General features: G+C 45.7%; 18 protein-coding genes. 10 read left to right on the top strand and 8 right to left on the bottom strand.

Annotated elements, in window-relative coordinates; translation table 11 throughout:
- Positions 1–95: 95 nt before the first annotated feature.
- The 4 genes from QUB63_RS08895 to QUB63_RS08910 all read left to right on the top strand — a co-directional run bounded on the left by QUB63_RS08895 (position 96) and on the right by QUB63_RS08910 (position 6,309).
- The gene (locus QUB63_RS08895; protein ID WP_332944541.1) at positions 96–3,305 is read left to right on the top strand and encodes a glycoside hydrolase family 15 protein; all 3,210 of its coding nucleotides are present in this window, start codon (positions 96–98) and stop codon (positions 3,303–3,305) included.
- 155 nt (positions 3,306–3,460) lie between these two features.
- The gene (locus tag QUB63_RS08900; RefSeq protein WP_332944543.1) at positions 3,461–4,300 is read left to right on the top strand and encodes a TdeIII family type II restriction endonuclease; all 840 of its coding nucleotides are present in this window, start codon (positions 3,461–3,463) and stop codon (positions 4,298–4,300) included.
- A 34-nt stretch (positions 4,301–4,334) separates the two neighbouring features.
- Positions 4,335–5,525 (top strand): DNA cytosine methyltransferase, encoded by a 1,191-nt coding sequence (locus QUB63_RS08905; RefSeq protein ID WP_332944545.1) that lies wholly within the window; start codon positions 4,335–4,337, stop codon positions 5,523–5,525.
- 34 nt (positions 5,526–5,559) lie between these two features.
- Positions 5,560–6,309 carry a PmeII family type II restriction endonuclease gene (locus tag QUB63_RS08910; protein WP_332944546.1) on the top strand — a complete coding sequence of 250 codons (750 nt, stop codon included), beginning with the start codon at positions 5,560–5,562 and terminating at the stop codon, positions 6,307–6,309.
- Positions 6,310–6,556: 247 nt separating this feature from the next.
- On the opposite strand, the gene hisB is transcribed toward QUB63_RS08910, so the two are convergent.
- Both hisB and fabI read right to left on the bottom strand, forming a co-directional pair.
- Positions 6,557–7,198: an imidazoleglycerol-phosphate dehydratase HisB gene (hisB, locus tag QUB63_RS08915; protein WP_442921771.1), complete on the bottom strand. Its 642-nt coding sequence runs from the start codon at positions 7,196–7,198 to the stop codon at positions 6,557–6,559.
- 395 nt (positions 7,199–7,593) lie between these two features.
- Positions 7,594–8,370 (bottom strand): enoyl-ACP reductase FabI, encoded by a 777-nt coding sequence (gene fabI, locus QUB63_RS08920; protein ID WP_332944549.1) that lies wholly within the window; start codon positions 8,368–8,370, stop codon positions 7,594–7,596.
- Positions 8,371–8,699: 329 nt separating this feature from the next.
- Between fabI and ntcA the strand changes: the two genes are divergently transcribed.
- From ntcA to QUB63_RS08940, 4 genes are all read left to right on the top strand, one after another.
- Complete coding sequence (gene ntcA, locus QUB63_RS08925) at positions 8,700–9,365, top strand: global nitrogen regulator NtcA (RefSeq protein ID WP_332944550.1); 666 nt, start codon at positions 8,700–8,702, stop codon at positions 9,363–9,365.
- Between the two features lie 77 nt (positions 9,366–9,442).
- The gene (locus QUB63_RS08930; protein ID WP_332944551.1) at positions 9,443–11,152 is read left to right on the top strand and encodes a DUF3084 domain-containing protein; all 1,710 of its coding nucleotides are present in this window, start codon (positions 9,443–9,445) and stop codon (positions 11,150–11,152) included.
- 353 nt (positions 11,153–11,505) lie between these two features.
- The gene (locus QUB63_RS08935) at positions 11,506–12,633 is read left to right on the top strand and encodes an SUMF1/EgtB/PvdO family nonheme iron enzyme (RefSeq protein WP_332944552.1); all 1,128 of its coding nucleotides are present in this window, start codon (positions 11,506–11,508) and stop codon (positions 12,631–12,633) included.
- A gap of 587 nt (positions 12,634–13,220) precedes the next feature.
- Entirely contained in the window at positions 13,221–13,631 is a 411-nt protein-coding gene (locus tag QUB63_RS08940) for a pre-16S rRNA-processing nuclease YqgF (protein WP_332944554.1), read from the top strand.
- Positions 13,632–13,710: 79 nt separating this feature from the next.
- On the opposite strand, the gene QUB63_RS08945 is transcribed toward QUB63_RS08940, so the two are convergent.
- From QUB63_RS08945 to QUB63_RS08955, 3 genes are all read right to left on the bottom strand, one after another.
- A complete protein-coding gene (locus QUB63_RS08945) occupies positions 13,711–14,310 on the bottom strand; it encodes a hypothetical protein (protein ID WP_332944556.1) in 600 nt (199 codons plus the stop codon).
- 139 nt (positions 14,311–14,449) lie between these two features.
- A complete protein-coding gene (locus QUB63_RS08950) occupies positions 14,450–14,920 on the bottom strand; it encodes a hypothetical protein (protein WP_332944557.1) in 471 nt (156 codons plus the stop codon).
- A gap of 386 nt (positions 14,921–15,306) precedes the next feature.
- On the bottom strand, positions 15,307–16,887 hold the full coding sequence (locus QUB63_RS08955; protein ID WP_332944559.1) for a photosystem II high light acclimation radical SAM protein: 1,581 nt from the start codon (positions 16,885–16,887) through the stop codon (positions 15,307–15,309).
- Positions 16,888–17,262: 375 nt separating this feature from the next.
- Between QUB63_RS08955 and QUB63_RS08960 the strand changes: the two genes are divergently transcribed.
- Both QUB63_RS08960 and QUB63_RS08965 read left to right on the top strand, forming a co-directional pair.
- Positions 17,263–17,652 carry a DUF1830 domain-containing protein gene (locus tag QUB63_RS08960; RefSeq protein ID WP_332944560.1) on the top strand — a complete coding sequence of 130 codons (390 nt, stop codon included), beginning with the start codon at positions 17,263–17,265 and terminating at the stop codon, positions 17,650–17,652.
- A 278-nt stretch (positions 17,653–17,930) separates the two neighbouring features.
- Positions 17,931–18,521: a hypothetical protein gene (locus QUB63_RS08965; RefSeq protein WP_332944561.1), complete on the top strand. Its 591-nt coding sequence runs from the start codon at positions 17,931–17,933 to the stop codon at positions 18,519–18,521.
- A 58-nt stretch (positions 18,522–18,579) separates the two neighbouring features.
- Here the strand turns inward: QUB63_RS08965 and QUB63_RS08970 are convergent, their stop codons facing one another.
- The 3 genes from QUB63_RS08970 to purF form a co-directional block, all read right to left on the bottom strand.
- Positions 18,580–19,848, bottom strand: coding sequence for an RNA-guided endonuclease InsQ/TnpB family protein (locus QUB63_RS08970; RefSeq protein WP_332944562.1), 1,269 nt, complete (start codon positions 19,846–19,848; stop codon positions 18,580–18,582).
- A 405-nt stretch (positions 19,849–20,253) separates the two neighbouring features.
- A complete protein-coding gene (locus tag QUB63_RS08975) occupies positions 20,254–21,336 on the bottom strand; it encodes a fatty acid desaturase (RefSeq protein WP_332944563.1) in 1,083 nt (360 codons plus the stop codon).
- 724 nt (positions 21,337–22,060) lie between these two features.
- Positions 22,061–23,527 (bottom strand): amidophosphoribosyltransferase, encoded by a 1,467-nt coding sequence (gene purF, locus QUB63_RS08980; RefSeq protein ID WP_332944565.1) that lies wholly within the window; start codon positions 23,525–23,527, stop codon positions 22,061–22,063.
- Positions 23,528–24,088: the final 561 nt, after the last annotated feature.

Here is a 24,088-nt window from a genome sequence, read left to right on the forward strand (position 1 = left end):
TGTTTGCAGAACTTGAGAAATGATAGAATCTCTGATATATTTAAAAGTCTATTCACCGCAATTGATCTCGCATCAGGAAAACTAAGGAAAACGAAATGGCGATCGCAACAACCCAGCGGCAAACTCGGTTAGATTATTACTACCAGCAAATCAAAAACGTCATCCTCAAGCGCCAAAACCCAATTACCGGTTTGCTGCCGGCGAGTACGGCTGTTAACGCTCACGGCGACTACACCGATGCCTGGGTGCGCGATAACGTGTACAGCATTCTGGCAGTTTGGGGTTTGGGTTTAGCTTACCGCAAAATAGACGGCGATCGCGGTAGAACATTTGAACTCGAACACAGCACAGTCAAACTAATGCGCGGCTTGATGTTTGCGATGATGCAGCAAGCAAACAAAGTCGAACGTTTTAAAAATACTCAGTTACCGCTAGATGCCCTGCACGCCAAATACAATACTCAAACTGGCAGTATTGTTGTCGGCGATGACGAGTGGGGACATTTACAGTTAGATGCTACATCTATATTTTTGTTGATTCTTGCTCAAATGACGGCTTCGGGATTGCATATAATTTTTACAATCGATGAAGTCAATTTCGTACAAAATTTAGTTTACTACATCGGTAGAGCTTACCGCACGCCCGATTACGGAATTTGGGAAAGAGGTCATAAAATCAATCGCGGTAATGCCGAATTGAATGCCAGTTCCGTTGGCATGGCAAAAGCAGCGCTGGAAGCCATAAATGGGTTGGATTTGTTCGGAGTTAACGGTTCTCAAGCCTCTGTCATTCACGTTTTGCCGGATGAAATTGCCAGAAGTCGCGTAACTTTAGAATCGCTTTTGCCTCGCGAATCTAGCTCAAAAGAAGTAGATGCTGCTTTATTGAGCGTGATTAGTTTTCCCGCTTTTGCTGTGGAAGATAAAGAATTAGTAGCACGGACTCGAAATAAAATTATTGACAAATTGCAGGGAAATTACGGCTGCAAGCGGTTTCTGCGGGACGGGCATCAAACAGTTTTGGAAGATGCCGATCGCCTGCACTACGAGCCGACAGAATTAAAGCAGTTCGAGCATATAGAATGCGAGTGGCCGCTATTTTTCACTTATTTGCTCTTGGACGGCATATTTGAGGGAAATCAAGCGCAAGTAGAAGAGTACCAGCAGCGTTTGGCATCTCTGGCAGTCGATCGCTCGGGTTTGTCGCTCCTACCAGAATTGTACTACGTCCCCGCCGAAAATATAGAAGCCGAAAAATTAAATCCCCGCAGCCAGCAGCGCTTGCCCAACGAAAATGTTCCCCTAGTTTGGGCGCAAAGTTTGTATTTTCTCGGTCAATTGCTAAATGAAGGATTAATAGCAGTTGGCGATATCGACCCGCTGGGAAGGCATTTGTCAGTCGGGCCGCACAGAGAACCAAGCGTGCAAATTGCACTGTTAGCTGAAGACGAAGATTTGCAAGCAGAATTAGCCGCTAACGGCATTGCAGCCCAAACCCCAAAACAGGTAGAACCAATTCAAGTCCGCCAGACTAAAGAATTATCCGCTATTTACACGCAAATTGGACGCAACGACCCACTAGGCTTAACCGGTCGCCCCGTCCGCCGTCTGCGGAGTTTAACAACTTCTCGGGTGTTTAAAATTCGCGGAGAGGCGATCGTATTTCTCCCCTCATTTTTGAACAGACAAGAGTTTTACTTAACTTTAGATTACCATTTTTTAGTAGCTCAAATCAAGAGCGAAATAGCTCACATTCACCGCCACTGGTATCAGTTGGGACGCCCTACGGTAACGCTGATGCTGACTCACACGATGCTGGAAACCGGGCGGGAAGCGTTGTTAGACTTGATGAAAGAACTCCGGGACGGACACTGCAAAAACACGCCAGTTAAACTCGGGAATCTCAACCAGTTAATGCTCACCGCTGGCACCGAAAGAATTGATTTCATGCACGACTTTGAGTTCACAGAATCTCCAGTTACAGGTGCACTAGAAACCCGCAGCTATCTGGGTTACAATCCTGAAAAAACTTGGCCTTTGGGTCACACGCAAGAATTCAAATTAGAGTGCGAAACTAATACTAAATTATTGCTCGCCAGCCTGCGCGGTTCAGAGAACTTGTACGAACAAATTGAGTTGCTGCACACGTTAATTCGCCTCAAAGGACTCAACTTTGATACAGGATTTGGAGGCGCAGAAGCAACAGTTAAAGTAGTTGATTTGCTCAACGAAGTTTATACGAAAGCTGGAGAAAGTTCGCAATCAAAAATCCAATGGGCAGTCATCCGCCACGCTGCTGGATTGCTGGACAAGGTTGATATCAGCTTGTCGGATGCGGTGACAGACATTTTGGTGCGGCAAAAACAGATTGCTGTGGGGAAAGCCTACAGCGAAGATTCGGTGATTTCGCGGCCGGGTTCTTACACGGAAGTGATGGACAAAATCCGCCAATTCTGCGGAGAAGATGTTCGCGATCGAGTTCTCACTCAAGAAATTCTCATCTACCTAGGCCTGCTAATTAAAGCCGAACCGCAGTTATTTAAAGGTCTGCTGACACTGAGAGTTAGCTACTTCATTTTGCTGTTAACAAGCGAATTGGCCCGCGAGTTGCGAGTTACGCAAAATGAAGCTTACGAATATTTAATGCAGCTAAGTCCCTTTGAAATTAAAAATCGCCTGCGCCAAGTTTTGACAGAATACGAGGAAATGAATCAAATCCTCAAAGAGCAAGAATCCCTGCGCGTCAAACAGCCGGAAAAAGATATTGAATGGGTAGTCGCGCCAGTTTTGGAAGAACCACAAATGCCTGCGGGAGGATGGCGCCGCAAACGGCAAATGGAAGGTGCGGTCAATCGCGTACCGAAGGATTTTTATCCGAGTGTTTGGGGTTTGCTGCGGCACTGCAAAGGCTTGATTATTGGCGATAAATTAGAGCGCCGAAATCGCTTGGACAGCGATGTTATTTTATCGGAAATGACGCCCGGGGAAAAGAATTTCGCGCTGCAAATCGAGCATTTGCTGAACAAAATTGTGGCGCCGGAATATCGGCAAGTGAATATTGAGGCTCTGATGGAGTTGGCTGCGATCGCCCAGCGCAATCCTGAATTAAAAGTAGAAGAATACATTGTTTTAGATGTATTAGTCGGTCACGCGGTGCGGCTGAATTGGCAGGGAAAACACCCGGAAAGAGCGGACAGGTACGATGAAGATAAGGCGGCGGCGTGGCAAGGTTTTTACAATACTTCGCCTTATGTTTGTGCGAGTCACGTGCTCGATGCTTTCCGATTCTTGACGACGTTTGGATAGATTTCGTTTGTAGTAAGGACTGAAGTCCTTTCTTTACCAACTCATCACTAAGGACTTGCATTCCTTACTACAAACCTGCAAGGACTAAAGTCCTCACTACAAACCTATTACACTTTTTCCACAAGTCTAGTCAACTGAATATTTGCAGTAAAATAATGCCAGCTATTAGCTCAACTACCCGCGTCATAATCAAAGCCTACTTAGAAGTTTTTATCGAAAATCTTGTCAATGAATACAGAGGACGGCTAATACCAAAACTTGATATTCCAGCAGCATATCTATCATGCGAGTCCTCCAAAGCTCAATTGAAACCCTTTCAGGCTGCTATTATGCCGTCAGAGTTGCTGCGAATTAACGAGTTTGAAAGATTTGGCATTAGCAGCTTGGGCACAACCTATGAAGAATGTGCAAAACTCATTGCGTTGGAACATCACAGAGAAGCACACAGAAGCTATGAAATTACTGGCGAAGTTAGTATTGAGGCTATCAATGAAATTGAGCGTCAGATAGCGCTATTTGAACAGTCAGCCGACAAAAATGCAAATAAACCTAGTTTTGACCAAATGATCCAAGCTGTTCTTGATGCTCAAAAAAACAATCATTTAGTTAGGCGATCGGTCAAAGCAGATTTGTACGTGCTTGCCCGTGACGGCAGGAAGTTTTTCTTTGAAATTAAAGGATCGAAACCGAATAAAGGACAATGCTTGGAGGTAATTCAACGGCTGTTGAGATTTCATTTACTGTGCGGTGAGTCTCGCCCCGATACTCAATCTTATTATGCTATGGCTTACAATCCTTACGGCCCAAATCGTTCTGATTATAAATGGTCAGTGGCAAGGAAGTACACGCCTTTTGAGCAAGCTGTAATTATGGGACATGAGTTTTGGAATATCATAGGAGGAGAGACTGCCTATGAAGAACTTTTGGATATATATCAAGAAGTCGGACGGGAGAAGGGTAAGCATATGCTTGACGATCTTGCTTTGGGATTTTAGTATAGTACAATTTTCATCCCAGCAATACCTAATTTTGAGGCTAAAACCTTTGATTGACAACAAACCGATAACTATTAGCCTCTTTGCTGGAGCCTACGGTTTAGATTTAGGACTCGAAAAAGCAGGCTTTCAAACAGTAAGTTTAGTAGAAATCGAACCAGATGCTACCAAAACTATCTCTCTAAATCGTCCTCACTTATCACCATGTGCTGTACCGAGAGATATTTGCCAAATTAACGCCGAAACCCTATTGCAAGAAGCGGGAAAAATCTTAGGTTTAGATAGACCTCTGCGCTCTAATGAAGTAGATTTAGTAACTGGTGGCCCCCCGTGCCAACCATTCAGTACAGCCGGAAAACGCGGGTCTGTTGGCGATCCGCGCGGTAGCTTATTTATGGACTTCATACGCATTGTTGATGAAATTCAACCCCGCTTTTTTATCATGGAAAATGTTAAGGGGTTGCTGTCAGCTCCTATTCGACATCGACCTCACGATCGCAGAGGTTTAGGTTGCCCGCAATTAGAACCTGATGAGATGGCTGGTGCAGCTTTACAAGTGATTTTGGCAGAGATGAAACGAATTGGTTATGAAGTTGTATATGATTTGCTCAATACTGCTGACTATGGCGTTCCTCAATGTAGAGAAAGAGTTATTTTTATTGGTTATAAAAGTAACGATCCAGTTACTTTGCCCCTGCCAACTCACAGTCAAAAAGGTACTGGTAAAAAACCAAAATGGCTGACACTTAGAGAAGGATTAAAAGATTTAGTTGACCCTCAGCCCGAATTTGTCCCTTACTCAGAAAGTCGCCTCAAGTATTTGCGTTTGTTAACCGCTGGTCAAAACTGGAGGGATTTACCCAGCGAATTAAAAGCAGCAGCAATGGGAGGGGCATATAAATCTGAAGGTGGTAAAGTGGGTTTTTATCGACGGTTAGCGTGGGAGAAACCATCGCCTACTGTCACAACAAGCCCCCATCAAAAGGCTACTGATATGTGCCACCCTGATGAATTACGTCCTTTGAGTGTCAGAGAGTGCGCGCGAATTCAGACATTTCCCGATGAGTGGGTTTTTCATGGCTCAACAACTTCTAAATACCGACAGATTGGGAATGCGGTTCCTGTATTATTGGGAAAGGCGATCGGTGAATATCTTTACCAGATCGTGAAAGGCGATCGAGTCCAAGGGCGAGAAATAATTAAACAGCTTTCTCTTTTCAGTTAACTAATATTTAAAATATAGTTTAGGAGAAATAAAAGTGTCAGAGCAACTTCATGAATTATTAGCATTTGTTTTAGAAAAAGAAGTAGGACTGCCTGCCAGTAAGTCTCGCTCTTTCGCCAGTCATTTTGCGGAGTTAGAAGAATTTTTTCAATTACAAGCAGAAACACTCAGAAACGGCATCAGCAGCATTTCTGGCAAAAGAGCGCTCAGATTTACTCCCGATGAGATTGAACGCATTTTAGCATTTATATCTTCAGGCAAGCTTTCGCTGCAACTTACTATCGCTGAAAATTTTTTAGCCAGTATTTGTCGGGATTTTACTGGGCGACAGCTAGTTATGGTTGAAAATCTGACTTTAGGAAAAATTCATCCCAACCCATTTTTAATCAGGGCGTTAAATCTGGACACTCCCGAAGAAGTTGTCAGGCTTAATGTTTATATGACTGCTACTAGGTCTATTGTTACTTCAATGGGGTTTTTTATTGAAAAACTATTGATATCTTGTTCTGAAAGTGCAGAAAGTCCACCGGAAGAGTCAGGATGGGATGCCATCAAAACTACCCGTGATGGCGATCGCTGTTGGATACAGGTCAAAACCGGCCCGAATGATATGGATAAAGACCAGATAGTATATTGGGCTGACAAAATTCAGGAAAAAATTAATGCAGGCGATCGCGCTTATATTGGTATAGCTTACGGGAAAAGAACTAATAAAACTGTAACACTTGGTTTACTGAAGCAAATTTTGCCCAATTCGGAAATGATCACTTTAATCGGTCGATAACTGTGGGATTTTGTCAGTGAAGATACTGATTTCACTGTCAATCTGTTTGAAGTTTTGCGTCAGTCGGCTAGTCAAGTTTTAGCACAAAGTTCTATTGATGAAGCTATAGAAAGGTGTAGCGATCGAATCATCGCTGAATTTATCGGAAAGTACGGCGAGGGAAGTCAAGGCGTTTTTAACTATATAGCAGATATATTTTGATTTACAGGTTCGTAGTAGCGCCGCAGCGCTACTACGAACCCCTAAACTACAAAACCCCTTTAGAACTGGGAATCCGACTCGCGCGCCGGGGATCGATCGCCACCGCCATCCGCACAGCCCGCGCAAATGCCTTAAACGCTGCTTCGACAATGTGATGAGAATTCCCCCCCTGCAACTGTCTAACGTGCAGTGTCATTTGACTGTGGTTCACCACGGCTGAAAAAAACTCTTTCACTAATTCAGTGTCGTAAGTGCCGATCCGCTGGTTGGGAATTTCCAAGCTGTAACTTAAGTGAGGCCGTCCCGAAAAATCTAGCACTACTTCAATTAATGCTTCATCCAGCGGGGCGATGAAGTGTCCGAAGCGAGAAATGCCCGATCGATCTCCGACAGCTTTTGCCAGCGCTTGGCCTAAGGTAATTCCCACATCCTCGTTCGTGTGGTGGTCGTCAATCGCCAAATCGCCGATCGCCTGCACGTCCAAATCGATCAATCCGTGAGAAGCAATCTGCTGCAACATATGGTCTAAAAACGGAATTCCCGTTGAAGCCTTGCAAGTTCCCGAACCGTCGAGATTGAGGCTGACAGTGACATCCGTTTCCAGTGTCGTGCGCTTCACCAGGGCGGCCCTGGCGATCGTGTTACCTGAACTTGGAGGAGGCACGGGAGGGCGATCGATTATCTCCATAATTCGCAATTGGTCATTCATTAGTTATTGATAACCTGTTGACTGTTGACTGTTGACTGTTGACTGTTGACTGTTGACTGTTGACTGTTGACTGAAAAAACTGAATGATGGTTGACTGTTGAGTACCCTTCTAGATTTTACAATTCCGATGAAGAGTGGATTTGAGATCAACTTTTTACTTAAGAGAATTCTCCACAACTCAAAAGTCTCGAAAGGGGCTGATGAGAGCAGAGAACTTACTTGTTAAAGTTAAAGTCTATTGTCTCTCAACTGACAACTGACAACCGTCAACTGTCAACCGTCAACTGACAACTGACAACTGTCAACTGTCAACTGTCAACCGTCAACTGACAACTGTCAACTGTCAACTGTCAACTGTCAACTGTCAACTGTTGTTACATTCCCATGATTTCGTAACCGGCATCGACATACAAAACTTGACCCGTAATCCCGCTAGCGAGATTGCTGCACAGAAAAGCCGCAGCATTTCCCACTTCCTGCTGAGTCACAGTCCGCCGCAGCGGCGCCACTTCCTCAACGTGGTGGATCATGTCCAGAATGCCGCCAACTGCTGACGAAGCCAGAGTCCTAATCGGGCCCGAAGAAATCGCATTTACCCGAATATTTAACGGGCCCAGTTCCGCCGCCAGATAGCGAACATTCATTTCCAAAGCAGCCTTAGCAATTCCCATGACATTATAATTAGGAACTACCCGCACGCCGCCCAAATAAGTCAGGGTGATAATACTGCCGCCTTCGGCCATCAGCGGTTTAGCAGCAGCACAAAGCCGCACCAGCGAGTAAGCGCTAATATCCAAAGCATTGGAAAAGCCTTGACGCGAGGTGTTGGTGAAATCTCCCGAAAGTTCGTCCTTGCCGGCAAAAGCCAGACAGTGAACCAGGACATCTAACTTGCCCCATTTGTCGGCGATGGTTTTAAAAGTAGACTCGATTTCGCTCTCGTCTTGGACATTGCAGGGCAAATACAGACTGGGATTGAGCGGTTCTACCAGTTCGGCGACTTTGCGCTCGTGCTTGCCTTTCTCGTCCTTCAAATAAGTTATGCCGAGATTGGCCCCAGCTTTGTGGAGCTGCTGGGCGATGCCCCAGGCGATCGAGCGATTGTTGGCAATGCCCGTAACAAGAGCATTTTTTCCGGTCAAATCTATCATCTGTAGTTTATCAAGAAGAAATTTGCACCGTTCTCGTTGGCTGTATGCGACAACCCCGCCAGTTTAGACACAACTGATTCAGATTTAACTGATTGAGACACAATTGAGACACAATTGAGACACAATTGATATTAATTTTGCTGTGGAGCTACATGGAGGCGGAATTGAAAAAGTTAAGAGAAGGGCTAGATTTAATCATACAGCGTGTGTTTACCTTAACATTAGATGGAAGTAACAGAATCCCTAGAGATTGGAGGTTGGGCAGTATATTTACTCAATAAGGTTAATCGGCAAGTTACAAAATATTGGTTAGTAGAAAGGATCTAGTCGTGACACATGATAGACCGCTAGCAGCCGTGTTCCGCCAAATCAGCGGCGGGGCGTTTCCGCCCATTGTGGAAAACTTTGAACGGGGCAAGACAATTTTTTTCCCTGGAGACCCGGCTGAGCGCGTCTACGTTCTCATTAGAGGTGCTGTCAAGCTCTCCAGGGTGTACGAAGCAGGGGAAGAAATTACAGTCGCCCTCCTGCGCGAAAACAGCGTATTTGGGGTGCTGTCTCTGATTACGGGACACCGATCGGATAGGTTTTACCATGCGGTAGCCTTTACGCCGGTGGAATTGATCTCGCTGCCGATCGAACAAGTCGAGAAAGCGCTCAAGGAAGACCCGGAACTGTCGATGGTGATGCTCCGGGGACTGTCGTCTCGGATTTTGCAAACCGAGATGATGATCGAAACGCTGGCACACCGAGATATGGGTTCGAGACTCGTCAGCTTTTTGCTGATTCTGTGCCGGGATTTTGGCGTGCCCGGTACAGAGGGGATTACGATTGATTTGAAGCTGTCCCACCAGGCGATCGCCGAGGCGATCGGCTCGACGCGGGTAACTGTGACTCGTTTGCTCGGGGATCTCAGACAAGAAACAATGATCTCGATCCACAAGAAAAAGATCACAGTTCACAACCCGGTGGCCTTAAGCCAGCAATTCACTTGAAGCCGAGAAAGTATGGGATTTTGGATTTTGGATTCTAGATTCAATCCAAAATCCAAAATCTACAATAAAAAATCGGAATGACTGCTGGATACATCCTAGTATTTGTAATTTTAGTGTTGGGGGGTGTGATCGCTACTGTCAGCGATCGCCTTGGGACGAAAGTCGGCAAGGCCAGATTGAGTTTGTTCAAACTTCGCCCCCGCGATACTGCTGTTGTGGTGACAGTGATGGCCGGCAGCATCCTGTCAGCAATTACTCTGGGCATTTTGTTTGCTACTAGCAAGCCGCTGCGAACCGGAGTTTTTAGCATAGACGAGATTCAAAAAAGGCTCAACAACGCCCGCAGAGAAATCAACCAAGCCACTCAAGAAAAAAATCGAGTTGAAACTGAATTAGCTCGATCCAGAGCCGCTCAAGCGCAAGCTAGAGCCAATTTAGAGCAAATTAATCAATCGCTCCAAGCAGCTAATGCCGAGCAAGCCCAGACAGAAGCAAAATTAAACTCGCTGCGGGCTCAGCTCAACAGCGTGCAAGCAGCAAAGTCTAAAACTGAGCAGCAGTTAAGTCAGGTAGAAGCGGCTAAATCCCAGACAGAAGAACAGCTTGCTAGTGTGGAAGCCGCTAAATCCCGCACGGAAGAACAATTGAAACTGGTTGAAACAGCCCGATCGACTACCAGAGCTCAGCTCGATCGCACTGAAAGCCAATTGAAAACAGTTTCAGGTCAAAAAACGACTTTGAGCTCGGAAATTGCCCAACTGCAAGCGGAACGCCAACAGTTAATCGAGCAGCGAGAGCAGGTAAAAACTCAAATTGCTCAGCGCGATCGAGAAATTGCCAAGCGAGACGCAGAAATTGCCCAGCGAGAGGGAGAAATTACCAAGCGAGATGCCGCAATTGTCGATCGCAACGAGCTAATTGCCCAGCGGGACAAAGAAATTGCCCAGCGCGCGGAAAATCTCGCCTCGCGCGATCGAACAATTGTCGAGCGCGACAAAGTAATTGCGGAGAGGGAAGCACTTTTAGAAACCCTCGCACAGCAACAAGCTCAACTCGAACAGCAGCAAACTGTCTTGCAGCAGCAAGTGCAAGTTTTGGAACGCGATTTTCAGGCAATCCGCGAGGGTACAGTTGCCATCAGGCGCGGTCAAATTTTAGCTGCTGGCGTCGTTCGCATTATCGAACCCGGTATGGCAAGTGGCGCGATCGATCGACTGTTGCAAGAAGCAAATAAAACCACCGTCGGACTGATGCAGCGGGAAAATACTAAGGTTAGAGAGCAGGTTATTCAAATTACTAAAGCAGAAATCGATCAATTAATCAGTCAGATTAAAGACGGTCAAGACTACGTGGTGCGGATTGTCGCCGGCGCTAATTACCTGCGAGAAGAAAAAGTAATTAAGGTATTTGCAGAAGCAGAAATCAATCGAGTTGTGTTCCGCGCTGGAGATGTGATTGCAGGGGTTGCTGTCGATCCGGTGACTTTGACTGACGAACAGGTGCGACAGCAGTTGCAGCAATTGATCGAAGCTTGTCAATTTCGCTCTCGCTTGATCGGTGTTGTCGGCGGTAGAGTCCAAGTTGCTGACAATCGGATTGAAACTTTGGCTGGTTTTATCGATCGACTGCAGCAGTACGAGAAACAGCTAGAGGTTCGGGCGATCGCCGCAGAGGTCACATACATCGCCGGGCCGCTTAAAATCGATTTAGTTGCCGTTGAAAAGGGAGTTGTTGTTTTCCGCACCGGACAACAGACTCAAGGTCAAGGAGATTTTAAAATTCAATAAGTGCGATCGATATATCGAATTGGAGCAAAAATTGTGGGCGTTCGAATTACAATTTTGCTTGACTTTTTCGTCCCCTTGACATATCATTAAATCATGGGAATCCGTGCCGTCATATAACATCATTCGTAGGTGCCTCGCCACCAAAAATCTGGAAGCACCACCCACAATCTCACATCGACGCACCCAATTAGTAGAGTGTGTCGCCACCAAAAATCTGGAAGCACCACCAATAATCTCACAGCGACGCACCGCACCCCTAAAAGGGCAAAGAGAGAAACTAAGAATCGATCCCTGAGATATTGACATCACAGAACAAAATTTTGCTCAATTAAAATGCAGGAGCGTGCGGTGTAATGTCAGAGAATCAAAATCAACCCAGAGAATACGATGCCGTCCTTGGCGGTCAAAATCCTCCTCCCATAGATGCTGTGGTACTCGGAGGCATTCCCGGTGTTAAAAGCCGCTTAGCCTCACCCATTGTCGAAGTGAGAATCGCCGCACTCTCCGAAGCACTCAAATATGGAGAAGCCGGTTTGGATTTGATAATTCAAGCATTGCACGATGAATCGATGCAGGTAAGATTTGCTGCCTATTTACTGCTGAAAGATAGAGATGACTTAAAGATTAAACCTCCGTTTCAAGACTATATCCCTATATTTGAATTTGATGTCATCACAGTCGATGCCTATGGAAAAGAAAACAGTCGTAGAAAGTCTTCTGCTCATTACCTCAGAGAAGACTTAGGTAATGGAGTTGTGCTCGAAATGGTTTACATTCCCGGAGGCACATTTATGATGGGTTCGCCAGCAACAGAGCCAGGTAGCCGGCATCACGAACGTCCGCAGCATCAAGTAACTGTACCAACTTTTTATTTAGGAAAATACCCCATCACTCAAGAACAGTGGCAAGCAGTGATGGGACTTAACCCATCGAAATTTAAAGGTGCGAAACGGCCTGTAGAACAAGTAAGTTGGGGGGGTGTGGTATCTTTCTGTCAGAAGTTGTCGGAGAAAACAGGGAAAAACTATAACTTGCCGAGTGAGGCCGAATGGGAATATGCTTGTCGGGCCGGTACGACAACAGCTTTTCACTTCGGGGAAACTATTACTCCAGATTTAGTTAATTATCAGGGCTATTATCCTTACGCTTCGGCGCCGAAAGGAATTGACCGCCGAGAAACTACTCCGGTGGGAAGTTTTCCCCCAAATGGGTTTGGCTTGTACGATATGCACGGCAATGTTTGGGAATTGTGTCAGGATCGCTGGCATGATAACTACAATGGCGCACCCTCTTTCGGCAGCGCTTGGGACACAAGCGGTTCTCATAATCATGTGCGTCGTGGAGGTTCGTGGGACTACGATGCGGTCGATTGCCGTGCTGCCAACCGCTCCTACACTACTCTTGGGGGCGCCCCGAACAGGAATTGGGGTTTTCGCGTTGCTGCTTTGCTACGGCTTCCGGTTTTCTCCTCTTCCCTGTGAGCACTCTTCTTTGCCCTTTATCCTTTTTCCCTTTTTCCCTTTGCACTATTTCATCTTTCCCCTTTTGCGTGCGTCAGCGCGCTTTAATTTTTTTGTAGGACACTCATCTTTGCATCAGATGCAAGATAGTAGGGTGCGTCGCCATCAGCAATTTGCAAATCAAATCGACAATTTCATAGCCACGCACCGCCTGCACAGGGGTGAGAGAAACCGGGTTTTTGCGCGGGGAGTCAAAGAAACCGGGTTTTTTCGATAAATCAAAACGGGAAAGCAAAGATTGTGGCAAAAACCCGGTTTCTGATTGCTGCGGGGGGTCAAAGAAACCGGGTTTTTTCGATAAATTAAAACGGGGAAGTAAAGATTGTGGCAAAAACCCGGTTTCTGATTTTAGGCATTATATGGCCGCACGGATTCCCATGATGATATAATATGTCAATTCTACAAAAAAGTCAAGTAAAATAAGTGCGATCGCCCGCAAAGATTTTGAGACAGTCAAGAATGCAAGTATCAGATTAGATATAGGTTGGCGATCGGGTTTGCCGGCGCTCAAGCGCAACTACAAACTTATTAACACAGGACTAATAAATATGATTTTAGGTTTCGATCCGGGGAAAGACAAGTGCGGCATCGCTGTGATGGGTAGAGATAAGAACGTCTGCTACCATCAAGTAGTGCTGTCCGACGAAGCAATATCGACGATTCAATCACTGTGCAAACAGTTTCCGATTGAGTTATTAGTCATGGGAGACCAAACAACTTCTAAAAGTTGGAAACAAAAACTGACGCAGAGTTTGTCGCCGGAGCTCGAAATTGTTCGGGTTGACGAGAGGTTCAGCAGCTTAGAAGCGAAGGATCGTTACTGGGAAATGTACCCTCCGACGGGCCTTTCTCGCTTGATTCCCCAGGGGATGCGCACACCGCCGCGGCCTGTAGATGATCTTGTGGCGATCGTCCTAATTGAAAGATATTTGAACAAACAGTTGACAGTTGACAGTTGACAGCGAGGTTTTCAAGCAAGTTCTAAAAACTTTGAGTTTCGTGCGAAATCCTATTTTTTACTGAATCAGTTAAATCTAGCTAATCTTGTTGAACCATCCACACCAAGAATCCTAAAATGGTTTCCACCGGAAGCAGCGGATAATCAGTAAGGTCGATCGTCACTGTGGTTCCTGAAAGCTTGAGAAAACGCCATTGAGTGCCGCTGCTGATACAACCGTAAATAGTGGCTATCGGGTGTTCTGCTGCTTCGTTAAAGCGCTGTGCCGCTACCATTTCAGCAATACATTGACCGATACCTTCGTTCAGATCGGCTTTTTTTGCTTCCACAACTACGATCGCGGGTGCTTCTACGGTAAGCTGTTCGGGCGATCGGCTAATTAAAAAATCGACGTATCCGGTGAGATCGCAACTGGGGTCAACATTGAATTCCCGTCCCGAAAATAAACTGATTTGGCGGTTCATCAAGCGCCGGACTTCTTGCAAAACTGGGTAGACAATGGCTTCCGATCTGGCTTTTTCTGAACCAACTGCGATCGTCCAAGGCAAATCTTCTAATTCGCTACTCAATCTCGGACTGGGATTAATTGATTCTACCTCTGGAAAAAATCGAGTTTCCTCCACGATAGTTAACTGAAAGTCTTTTTTAGCTCTAGTAATTGTGAATTGACTGTAAGGCATAATCCGATAGCTCTTTTGATAATACAGACTTTTATTCTTATAATTATGCCTAAATTTGAAAGAACCTGCAATTTGTTTGAATTCAGCTAATAAAATGTACCCTGAATTAATCAGATCGATCGTTGAATAAAACTTAGTGCTACTTAATGACAGCTTCGGTCAAAATTACCTTACCATTCTGGCGCACTTGCAGGCGTTCGGGGTTAATCGAATAGATAATATTGCCGTTAGTCGCTTCATAAGTTCCGTCCTCACCTGTAGTTACTTGCATTACATTGATTTGGCTGCCAGTTCTTTTGCTGAGGCCGCGGTAAAAAATAGCGCCTTCCTGGGTTTTGCAAATGTATACGGAAAAGTTGGCCGTTGCGAATGATTGCACCATTTCGGCCCTCGGACATCCCTCAACTTGAGCAATTTGCAGCGGTTGAGAATGCGGCAAAGTGGAAAATGCGATCGCCCGAACTTTGCCAATCGGTTGATTTAGTGCGGTTGCTTCGGCTGAAGCCGTCAAAAAGCCGTGAAGCGAAGCTATCCCGAAGGGAATCGCGCTAATGCCAGCCATAACTAGACCTAATCCTTTAATTCCCTTAACTGTATTTTTACCAAACATCTCGTAGCTCCTGATTTTAACTATATAATTACATCTTAAGCGATATTTGCTCGAACTGCGATTTTTAATAGACTTATTGTTTTGCTTGATAGGTTTGTAGTGATGACTTTAGTCAGCATCCATCGGAGGACTCGCATTCCGAACGATCGAACCCTTTTTATTCCGGGGTATTAATAGGTAAACCGCAGATTTAAGGCAGATTAACACAGATGAACGCAGATAATTTTAAGATTGTTTTCTACTTGGGCAATCTGGTATAAGATTGATGATTGCGTGCAAGACTTTCTGAGATTGGGATTTTTGAATAAAAAGGGAAAGAGATGATACATTTTTTGTCTCATTTCCCTTTTGATTAAGAAGGACTGAAGTCCTTACTACGAACAGGATTAGTTGACTGCTGCTAACTGTTTGTCTTTGGTTTCTACGGGTGCAGTCAAAGCTTCTTCCAAATCGGCACAGCCGAGTTTTTCCTCCAAAATTGCCATCACTTCGCGGCCGAAATCATTGGAATTTTGCTGCCAAGCTTTTAAACAAATTTGTCCGAAAAACGAACCCAAAGGTTCGGGATTCCACAGCAATTTGCGCGCTGTCCAAGGCATCAAACTCATCGGATCGTAATCGGGTTGCAGAATATCTTTTTTGAAGGCGTATTCTTCTAAAATTGTGTGCGGCTGCAACCCGATAAAGAAAATCGCTGGTTCAACTTTATCGACTCCGAAAATTCGCTCTAATTCCCGGTGATAGGCAATAGTTTGTCGGATGGTTTCAAAGGTTTCGTCAATGACGTTGAATGAGTAATTGACGGAAACCACATCGTTGTAACCGGCGGCTTTTAAATCGCGGCAATTTTCCAAAACTACTCGCAAGTTGTAGCCCATCCGCATTTTGCGAACCAGTTCCTGGGAACCGCTGGTGATGCCGATTTCAAAGTAATTCATCCCCGTTTTTACCATCAAATCGCACAATTCGGGTGTGAGATTGTCCGCACGGATGTAAGCCGCCCAGTGGATGTCTGTCATGCCGTCGGCGATGATTTTTTGCAATAATTCGATCGCGTCGTCGATGAATTTGCGCGCCGGGATAAATTGCGCGTCGGTAAACCAGAAGTTGCGGATACCTCGATCGTACAATTGTCGCATCTCCGCCACCACCTCATCCGCCGGATTGATCCGCACTTGCTTCCCTTCAATCACCGTATATATGCAGTAACAGCAATTGTGAGGACAGCCGCGCTTGGTTTGGACTCCCACGTAGAAGTCCATATCCTGTAGATAATAGGAAAATTCCGGCCAAATGGTCTCGATGTAGTTATAGTTGCAGGCAGTTTTCTCAATGTTGGCTGGCTTTTCGTGAATTAGCCGATCGCGCGGTACAGTTTCCCCCACTACATAACACCTTTCCTGAGCCAAATCTTCGCCTCTAATCAACTTCTCCAGCAAAGCTTCGCCTTCGCCCACCGAAACCACAGTCCCGGCCGGCAAACTGCGGCCCAACTGCTCGTAAAACACGCTCACAGCACCGCCACCGACTACTGCACGCGCTTCCGGGCGGTATTTCCGGGCCCGCTTCAATCCGCGTTTAATCAGTCCCAAATTGCGCCAGAGTTCGGTATAGTAAGACGCGGCCAAACGCAATCCTCCGAGTGCTCCCCGGAACTTTGTCAGGGGATTTTTGGCGTAGTAAAACTCAAAGGCATTTTGCAGCGGATTTCCGCCTCTACCGCCCACGGGGGCGTAAATTTGAATGTCGCGCCAAGAGAAAACCAGCAGCGTCGGCTTAAACTCGTCTACGATCGCATCCAAACCTTTTGCGTAATCCAGCGGGGGCACTGCGCCTAAGTCGAAAATGCGCTGTTGGACATCGGGAAACAGCTTGTGCACGTGATCGGAAAGGTACACAACTCCGATCGGGAAAATCGGATTGCAAGGGAGGCGAACGTACAAAACTCGGTTTTCTCGGCTTTCCATGATTGCCATATCCTAAATTGGGAGTTTTTCAGCTATGTTAATATTCTTTTAATATAACTTTACAATATCTCTAATTTTCGCAATTTAATATTAAATATTTTTAAATTTTGCTAAGAGGCTTAAGGCGGAGCTGGTGGGTGTAGATCGGCGACCGCAGCAGAAAAAATGTGTTTTTTGAGTAAATACAGCATATATTGACCGAAAATCGCAGCAGGGAGTCAAAAATCAGATATTTTTTTGGATTAAGAGAAAATTTTGTGCGATCGGTCTCTAATGTGTTATTGAGTTGGTAGTCGGCTTTACAGTAGGTCGGGATCGCAAGGTGTTAGCCTGAGAAGATAACTAAAACTTTTAGGCAAGGCTCCCTCAGCAGTTATGGCTCAAATTCTTGACCCAGTACCCTCAAACGCCGACAGCAAGATTCTCTGCTGCTACGTCAACGCCACGAGTCAGATTCAGATTGCTCGGATCTCTAACATTCCTAATTGGTACTTTGAACGAGTTGTGTTTCCCGGACAGCGTTTAGTGTTTGAAGCGATGCGGGCGGCAGCAGTGGAAATTCACACCGGGATGATGGCCAGTGCAATTTTGTCGGATAAAATTCCTTGCGATCGCTTGCAGATTAACGAAGGCCCCTATTCAAACGTCAATCCTAGCAGATCCCGAGGGCAAGCTCAGGGCGATCGCGCAGTAATTGCCGGCCGCCCCAAATCCCGAGAAACCTCAGAACCTTTGACTGTACCCGCGCTAACCGCCGTCGATTAATGGGAGTTGTGAGTTTTGAGTTATAAATAGTCAGTAAATTGATAACTCGGCGCTCAAAATTCCAACTTCTGCAAAGCGGTAAAAACTCAACACTTAAGAATCAAAGTTTCTGAAATGAATATTAGATCGAAACTCAAAATCGCAAAAATTATATTCAATCCGGTTGCTAGCGATGCAACCGGATTGATATGAGTCTGTTTTTGATATTTACATGAGTTTTGTTCACAGGTCAAAAAGCTGTGCAAAAATAGCATTAAACAGCTTCTCGAATTTCAGTTATGTCAGCAGAACCGATCGCACTTTCGCCATCTTCCCCCCCAGTATTTGAGCCGGCTGTATTCCGGCTTTCTCCCCTGATTAGAATCACGCTGTTGAGCTTGTACTTCGCCCTGAGTATTCCGTTACCGTTTTTGTCGGAAGCAACGAAAGCACCGGTTCCCCCGGCTGCACTCTGGGCGGCAATTGCGATCGGCGCAGCGGGCCTCTACGGCGTCCTCAGCGAAAGGGTAATCCTCAGCGAGGAAGGGATTCAAGTCACCTATCCCAACTGGTTTCCGCGCGTGTTTCGCAGGGGCTGGGATCTACCTTGGAGTGAGGTGAAAGCTCTTAAACCTCGATCGACCGGTCAAGGAGGTTTAGTGTACTATTTTCTGAGTCATGCGGGTGAAGGTTATCTGTTACCGATGCGGGTGGCTGGATTTGGTAAATTAGTCGGTTTGGTGGAAGCGAAAACGGGTATTGATACTAGAGATGTTCGCCCTTTGTCGCAGCCTTGGATGTATCTAATTTTGCTGGGATGTACGCTGCTGCTGCTGTTGGTGGATGCGTGGACGATTGTAACTGCGATCGGGCTTAAAGGTAATTTGTAAGGTGCGCCGAAGAACACCCTACGAATTATGTTCGATCTAATAGCTGGCAAAAGTATAGTCATTTATAGACATGGGAGGCTTTAAGCCCCTCCCCCTTCACTTTTGCTTTAAGCGGATTAACCCGCCTTGGCTGAACTACGCAGCTCTCTATCCCATTGCTGAACGCATTTGGGATTGCTTTTCTGAGGATGTTGTACGAAGCGTTGATATCAGAATTAATTAACTGACCAGTCGATGTTTTGTACAAACCTCGCTTGATACGCTTACCAGTAAACATCGGCTCTTTTTCTGTTTTCCCGTAGACAGGGATTGGGTCTAGACCCACGAAGTTAGCCCGCGATGTGTAGGATTCTTCCTGCACAATTACATTGATTCCCGCCAACCGAGCTTTGTACTCCAACATTTCAATTAATCGAGAGTGAGGAATACTAACAAAGTTTTGGTTGGTTTGCTTCCCTAGATCAATTTCAGTTTTCCACTGTGCATTCTTGCCAATTACTAGCGTCCCAATTTGTTTTGTATTTAAAATGGCAACAATCAAGCGACTAGCATGATGCAAATAATTATCAACTTTTTGATGGCGACAACGAGTTAAGCGCTGAATCCGGGGTGAAGTTTTGCGGTTCCCTTTTAACTGAGACTGTAATCGTGAAGAGCGTTTGTTGTAGAACTGGTTAATCGATTTCAATGGTCGCCCGTTGATCAACAAAGGGATAAATCCCGGTTGATTTGAAGTTAACGCCACTAAATTATCCAGTCCTAAATCAATACTAGCTACAGAATTAGCGTTGCCAAGGGTTGACTCCGGTTCATCATAAATTACCTCAATTACATAGGAATCACATTTCGGAACCAGCCTAACTTGGCAAATCCGAGCGGGAGCGACTTTGGTTTTGATTAAAAGTTCAGTACCCGAAAGTTTAATGATTCCTTTCTTCAACTGTTTACTACTAATCGCTTGAATCGTGTAGACGAGAAGGTTTCGCCCTTTGGTTTTGTCTTTGTACTTTGGCAATTTCGGGCGACCCATGAATTTTGAAGAATCAGCCTTGTAAGCTTTAACTGCTTCAAAAAACGATTTCCAATTCTTGTCTAACACCATTAAGATTTGCTGGCTTACTTTAGCAGGCAAAGCCTTGTAGGCTTCATGAGACTTCATCAATCGGTTCATTTCGTTATAACTGACATAACCCCATCCATAAATAAAGCTCTGACGAATGACGTAATTGGCGGCATTGTAGAGGTTTTTGGACTTGAAAGCTAGTTCGTCAATTTGGGCGAAACGGTGTTCCGTTGATTTAATGATGTGCCTCTCTGTTAGCTGCATTTGAGACTTCCGTTTTTTTGGGCTATGCGTATTCCTGGTTCAACACTCACAACAATATAATACCATTGTTGTTCATGGTTGCTTATAAACTCAATGAAGTTTTACAATACCATTTTTCTAAAATCGTGCAACACTCTTCGACCCCCCCTAGCCCCCCCGCTGTATTGCGGGGGGAACAAGAATACTGTTGCATTCTTTTTTAAAATTGGTATAACAACCGCAATAAATTTGGTTCTCCGCATCGGACTGAGCGTCCTTCTTTTCCAGAGGACTTGCATTCCGAACGATCGAACCAATTATTGGTTGTTTTCCGGGAGATAATATTAAATTTCAAACACGCCCAAAAATGAAAAACCCGGTTTATTTAAGAAGCCGGGTTTTTGCGTATTCTATTATTTATTGAAGTTACTTAACTTCAGATCGCCGAGTGTTAGGCGATTCGTAGTAAACTCCAGAACCTGTATCGGAGACAAAGTGACAATCCCAGTAAGAGCGAATAAAGCTCTTCCAAATTGGATCGGTTGATTTGCGATAATAATCGCCCAACACTGGCTTGATGGCTTCTGTTGCTTCCTTCAAGTGATAGTGCGGCATCGTCGAGAAAATGTGGTGGGCTACGTGAGTGCCGATGTCGTGATGGATGGAATTGATGATTCCGTAATCGCGATCGATCGTAGATAGCGCACCTTTCAAGAAATACCAATCATTACCGCGATACCAGGGAATATCCGCTTCTGTGTGGTGCAGGAATGTTACCAAATCCAGCCAGATTACGAATACTACGTAGGGAACTAGATAGAATTTGAGTAAAAACAGCCAACCAAATTGATAGGTTAGCGCGCCTAAAAAGGCTACCATCAACACTAAGGATGCGGAACTCGTCAACACGTCCGCTTTTTCGGAAGGACGGAACATCGGGCTACCGGGCATGAAGTGAGAACCGATTCGATCGGGCGATCGCCGAAACAGATAAATTGGATAAGCAAATAACATCAAATAAAAGCGTCCCAGCTTCTCGTACCAGGGCATTTGATTGTATTTGCTCTCCGACACGGGATACCAGCTTTCATCGTTGTCCAAGCTGCCTGTATTCGCGTGGTGAGTTCTGTGGCTGATCCGCCAACCGTGGAAGGGTACGAGAATGGGAGCGTGGGAGAGGTGTCCGATCAGGTTGTTGAGCCATTTGCTCTTAGAAAATGAACCGTGCCCGCAGTCGTGGCCGACTACAAACAATGCCCAAAACATGGTTCCCTGCATCAACCAGAAGATTGGGTAAAACAACCAGGAATCTAAGGTGTAGGCGATCGCGTATAAACCTGCGATCATCCCCAGATCCAAAAAGAAATAAGCTAGAGATCTCGAAACCGAGGGCTCAAAACAGTGGGCTGGAATGGCGGCTTTGATATCACCAAGAGTAAAAGGTAACTCTGTTGTACGAGAGGATGAGCCTTGAGTGCTCGGCTGATTGAGAACAGTATTTGATTGCACGAAGTTTCCGATTTAAGCTGACTTGAGAAACCGCATTCCGCCTTTTAACATTCACTTTGGGCTCCGGGCGAGCCATATTTTTTACTCTGCAAGGGTTTCTAAAGTTCTTTAGTTCCGCATGAATAGCCCGCCCGCGATTCTCAACCAAGTTGGCTTGTAGAATACTTGTGTGGGGAAAATTTGTGCGATCGACCCTGTTATCTGAAAAAATCCTATGTGTCCGTTGTTTGTGCGAAATGCGACTTCTATTTGAGATCGCACTTTCTGGAGGAATTACCTCCCGTTCGCAGGTAGCATACAGCATTTCCAGCAGATCTTGTCAACGAGAGTGTAGGTTGAGGCGATCGATTCTAGATTTGAGATTTTAGATTTTTTCTCCAATCCCAAATCTCAAATCGGAGTGTTGGGTTTCACGCAAGTTCTACCCAACCGATCGCTCCCTACAGTTCACAAATTCTGCCAGAGTTGCTAGAGCTAAGTTAATTTAACATTTCTACACACACTCTGGCAATGACTTACCAGAAAATTTTTTTCAATCCCTAAATCGCGGAAAGCGATCTACCCAAAAACGGATAGAAGCGCTAAACAATCGTCGTGGATACAGCAAAATTTTAGACTAAAGTTTTAGATATCAGATTCACTGTGCTGCAAGTAAATCTAAAATTCTTCAAGTCTTTAATCTAAAATCGACTGACTGGCGATCGCTTTCTCGCTGTTTGGTTTTTTAGGTTGCAGCCTTTTCTAATATGAGCTTCGCCCGTTTTACCGTGGCCGGAATCTCGATCGGATAATCGCCGGTGAAACACGCCGAACAAAAACTTTTCGTGTCTTCATTAGTCGCACTCAGCATTCCTTCCCTGCTCAAGAAAGCCAAGGAATCCACCCCAATTTGAGCGCCGATTTCAGCGACTGACTTAGTAGCAGCAATCAACTGATCTTGATTGTCGGTGTCGATACCGTAGAAACAAGGGTGAGTCACCGGCGGCGAGGAAATTCTCATGTGAACTTCCGTCGCGCCCGCATCCCGCAAAGCTTTGACAATTTTGCGGCTGGTAGTCCCGCGCACGATCGAATCGTCGATAATAATTACCCGCTTTCCTTCCAACACATCTTTGAGAGGGTTGAGTTTCATGCGGATTCCTGACTCGCGCATTGTCTGAGTCGGTTGAATAAAAGTGCGTCCGACGTAGCGATTTTTAATTAATCCTTCGGCGTAAGGAATGCCTGAAGCTTGAGAAAAGCCGATCGCTGCCGGGATTCCAGAATCGGGAACGCCGATAACTATATCAGCATCAATGGGGGATTCGGCTGCCAACATACGCCCGATCCGCAGTCGATAGGTATATAAATTTTCACCTTCCATAATGCTGTCTGGTCGAGCAAAATAGATCATTTCAAAGATACAAAGTTTGCGCTTCTGCAGCTGGCTCCAGTGGAAAGAAGCCATACCTTCCTCTGTAATCCAAACCAATTCCCCCGGTTCTACATCCCGCAAAAATTCAGCCCCGATAATATCCAAGCCGCAAGTTTCCGATGCTAAAACGTACCGTAGCGGAGTTGTGGGGAGCGTGCCAATTACCAGCGGGCGGACGCCGTGGGGGTCGCGGACTCCCATGACGCCTTTTGGGGTGGCGATCGTCAAACTAAAGGCTCCTTGGCACATAGCAAAGGCACCGATCGCAGCTTCCAGCCAGTCTTTGCCCTGGTCTACCTCCCAACCGATCGCCACTGCGATCGCCTCTGAATCCGTCGTGCTGACAAACTCGCAGTTGCGAGACATCAACTCTTCCCGCAATTCTTTAGTATTGACAAGATTCCCGTTATGTGCTAAGGCGAGACTCCCCAAACGGGTTTCGACGACAACGGGTTGAGCGTTGACAACCCGCGACGAACCCGTAGTAGAGTAGCGAGTGTGCCCTACGGCTAAGTTACCGGGCAAATGACCTAAATTCGATTCGTTGAAGACTTGGGAAACCAGTCCCATATCCTTGTGCAGGTGGACTGTTTCACCCTCAAAAGTAGCAATTCCGGCGGATTCCTGACCTCGGTGCTGCAAAGCATACAAGCCGAAGTAGGTCAACTTGGCGACATCTTCACCCGGTGCGTAGATACCGAAAACGCCGCAAGCTTCCTCGGGCTTGTCGGGTTTGCTAGAATGCTCGTCAGCCGCGAAGGAATGGTTGGGAATCATAGATGGGTGGGTTCCTAATGGGGAAGGTGGGTTAGGGGGACAGTTTCAGCGGGAAATCTTGTTTGCGAAAGCGTCGCATAACTTAACATTCCCTTAATCTTGCCACGGATCTGTCATTATTTCCAACTCGTGTAGCATTGCAGACAGAAGCGATGCGGCGTTTAATGGCATTGTAGTATCGATCGCCCCCAAATCCTATACTAACCTTGATTAACGGGGGGCGAGATTTTTCGAGGGATTCGGCGAGGGATTCGGCGATTGTCAAACGAAGTCGGCGCAACGCGAGACTGAAGAGATCGGCGATCGTGCAATGGAAAATAAATTAGAAGCTTGCTTGATGGACTTTTTCAAATATTAGGATTTAAGGGCGATCGAGCTTGACTTTTTCAGGGAATTGACATACTATATTATCATGGGAATCTGTGCGGCCATGTAAAGTCATTTTTGGCGCGATCGAGTATTAAGTAATGTCGTATTTTGTAGGTGCGTCGCTATAAGATTTGCGATCTTAGTTGAAGATTGTAGATGGCGACGCACCCTAAAGCTGCAACCCGCGCACCA

This window comes from Microcoleus sp. ARI1-B5 (assembly GCF_036705795.1).
In the GTDB taxonomy this organism is placed as follows: Bacteria; Cyanobacteriota; Cyanobacteriia; order Cyanobacteriales; family Microcoleaceae; genus Microcoleus.

What these genes read in the sequence shown, in the direction of transcription:
- QUB63_RS08895 (WP_332944541.1), top strand. Translation starts at nt 96, where the DNA reads ATGGCGATCGCAACAACCCAGCGGCAAACTCGGTTAGATTATTACTAC.
- QUB63_RS08970 (WP_332944562.1), bottom strand. Translation starts at nt 19,848, where the DNA reads ATGCAGCTAACAGAGAGGCACATCATTAAATCAACGGAACACCGTTTC.
- QUB63_RS08935 (WP_332944552.1), top strand. Translation starts at nt 11,506, where the DNA reads ATGTCAGAGAATCAAAATCAACCCAGAGAATACGATGCCGTCCTTGGC.
- QUB63_RS08900 (WP_332944543.1), top strand. Translation starts at nt 3,461, where the DNA reads ATGCCAGCTATTAGCTCAACTACCCGCGTCATAATCAAAGCCTACTTA.
- QUB63_RS08940 (WP_332944554.1), top strand. Translation starts at nt 13,221, where the DNA reads ATGATTTTAGGTTTCGATCCGGGGAAAGACAAGTGCGGCATCGCTGTG.
- QUB63_RS08960 (WP_332944560.1), top strand. Translation starts at nt 17,263, where the DNA reads ATGGCTCAAATTCTTGACCCAGTACCCTCAAACGCCGACAGCAAGATT.
- QUB63_RS08930 (WP_332944551.1), top strand. Translation starts at nt 9,443, where the DNA reads ATGACTGCTGGATACATCCTAGTATTTGTAATTTTAGTGTTGGGGGGT.
- fabI (WP_332944549.1), bottom strand. Translation starts at nt 8,370, where the DNA reads ATGATAGATTTGACCGGAAAAAATGCTCTTGTTACGGGCATTGCCAAC.
- QUB63_RS08945 (WP_332944556.1), bottom strand. Translation starts at nt 14,310, where the DNA reads ATGCCTTACAGTCAATTCACAATTACTAGAGCTAAAAAAGACTTTCAG.
- purF (WP_332944565.1), bottom strand. Translation starts at nt 23,527, where the DNA reads ATGATTCCCAACCATTCCTTCGCGGCTGACGAGCATTCTAGCAAACCC.
- hisB (WP_442921771.1), bottom strand. Translation starts at nt 7,198, where the DNA reads ATGGAGATAATCGATCGCCCTCCCGTGCCTCCTCCAAGTTCAGGTAAC.
- QUB63_RS08950 (WP_332944557.1), bottom strand. Translation starts at nt 14,920, where the DNA reads ATGTTTGGTAAAAATACAGTTAAGGGAATTAAAGGATTAGGTCTAGTT.
- QUB63_RS08965 (WP_332944561.1), top strand. Translation starts at nt 17,931, where the DNA reads ATGTCAGCAGAACCGATCGCACTTTCGCCATCTTCCCCCCCAGTATTT.
- QUB63_RS08955 (WP_332944559.1), bottom strand. Translation starts at nt 16,887, where the DNA reads ATGGAAAGCCGAGAAAACCGAGTTTTGTACGTTCGCCTCCCTTGCAAT.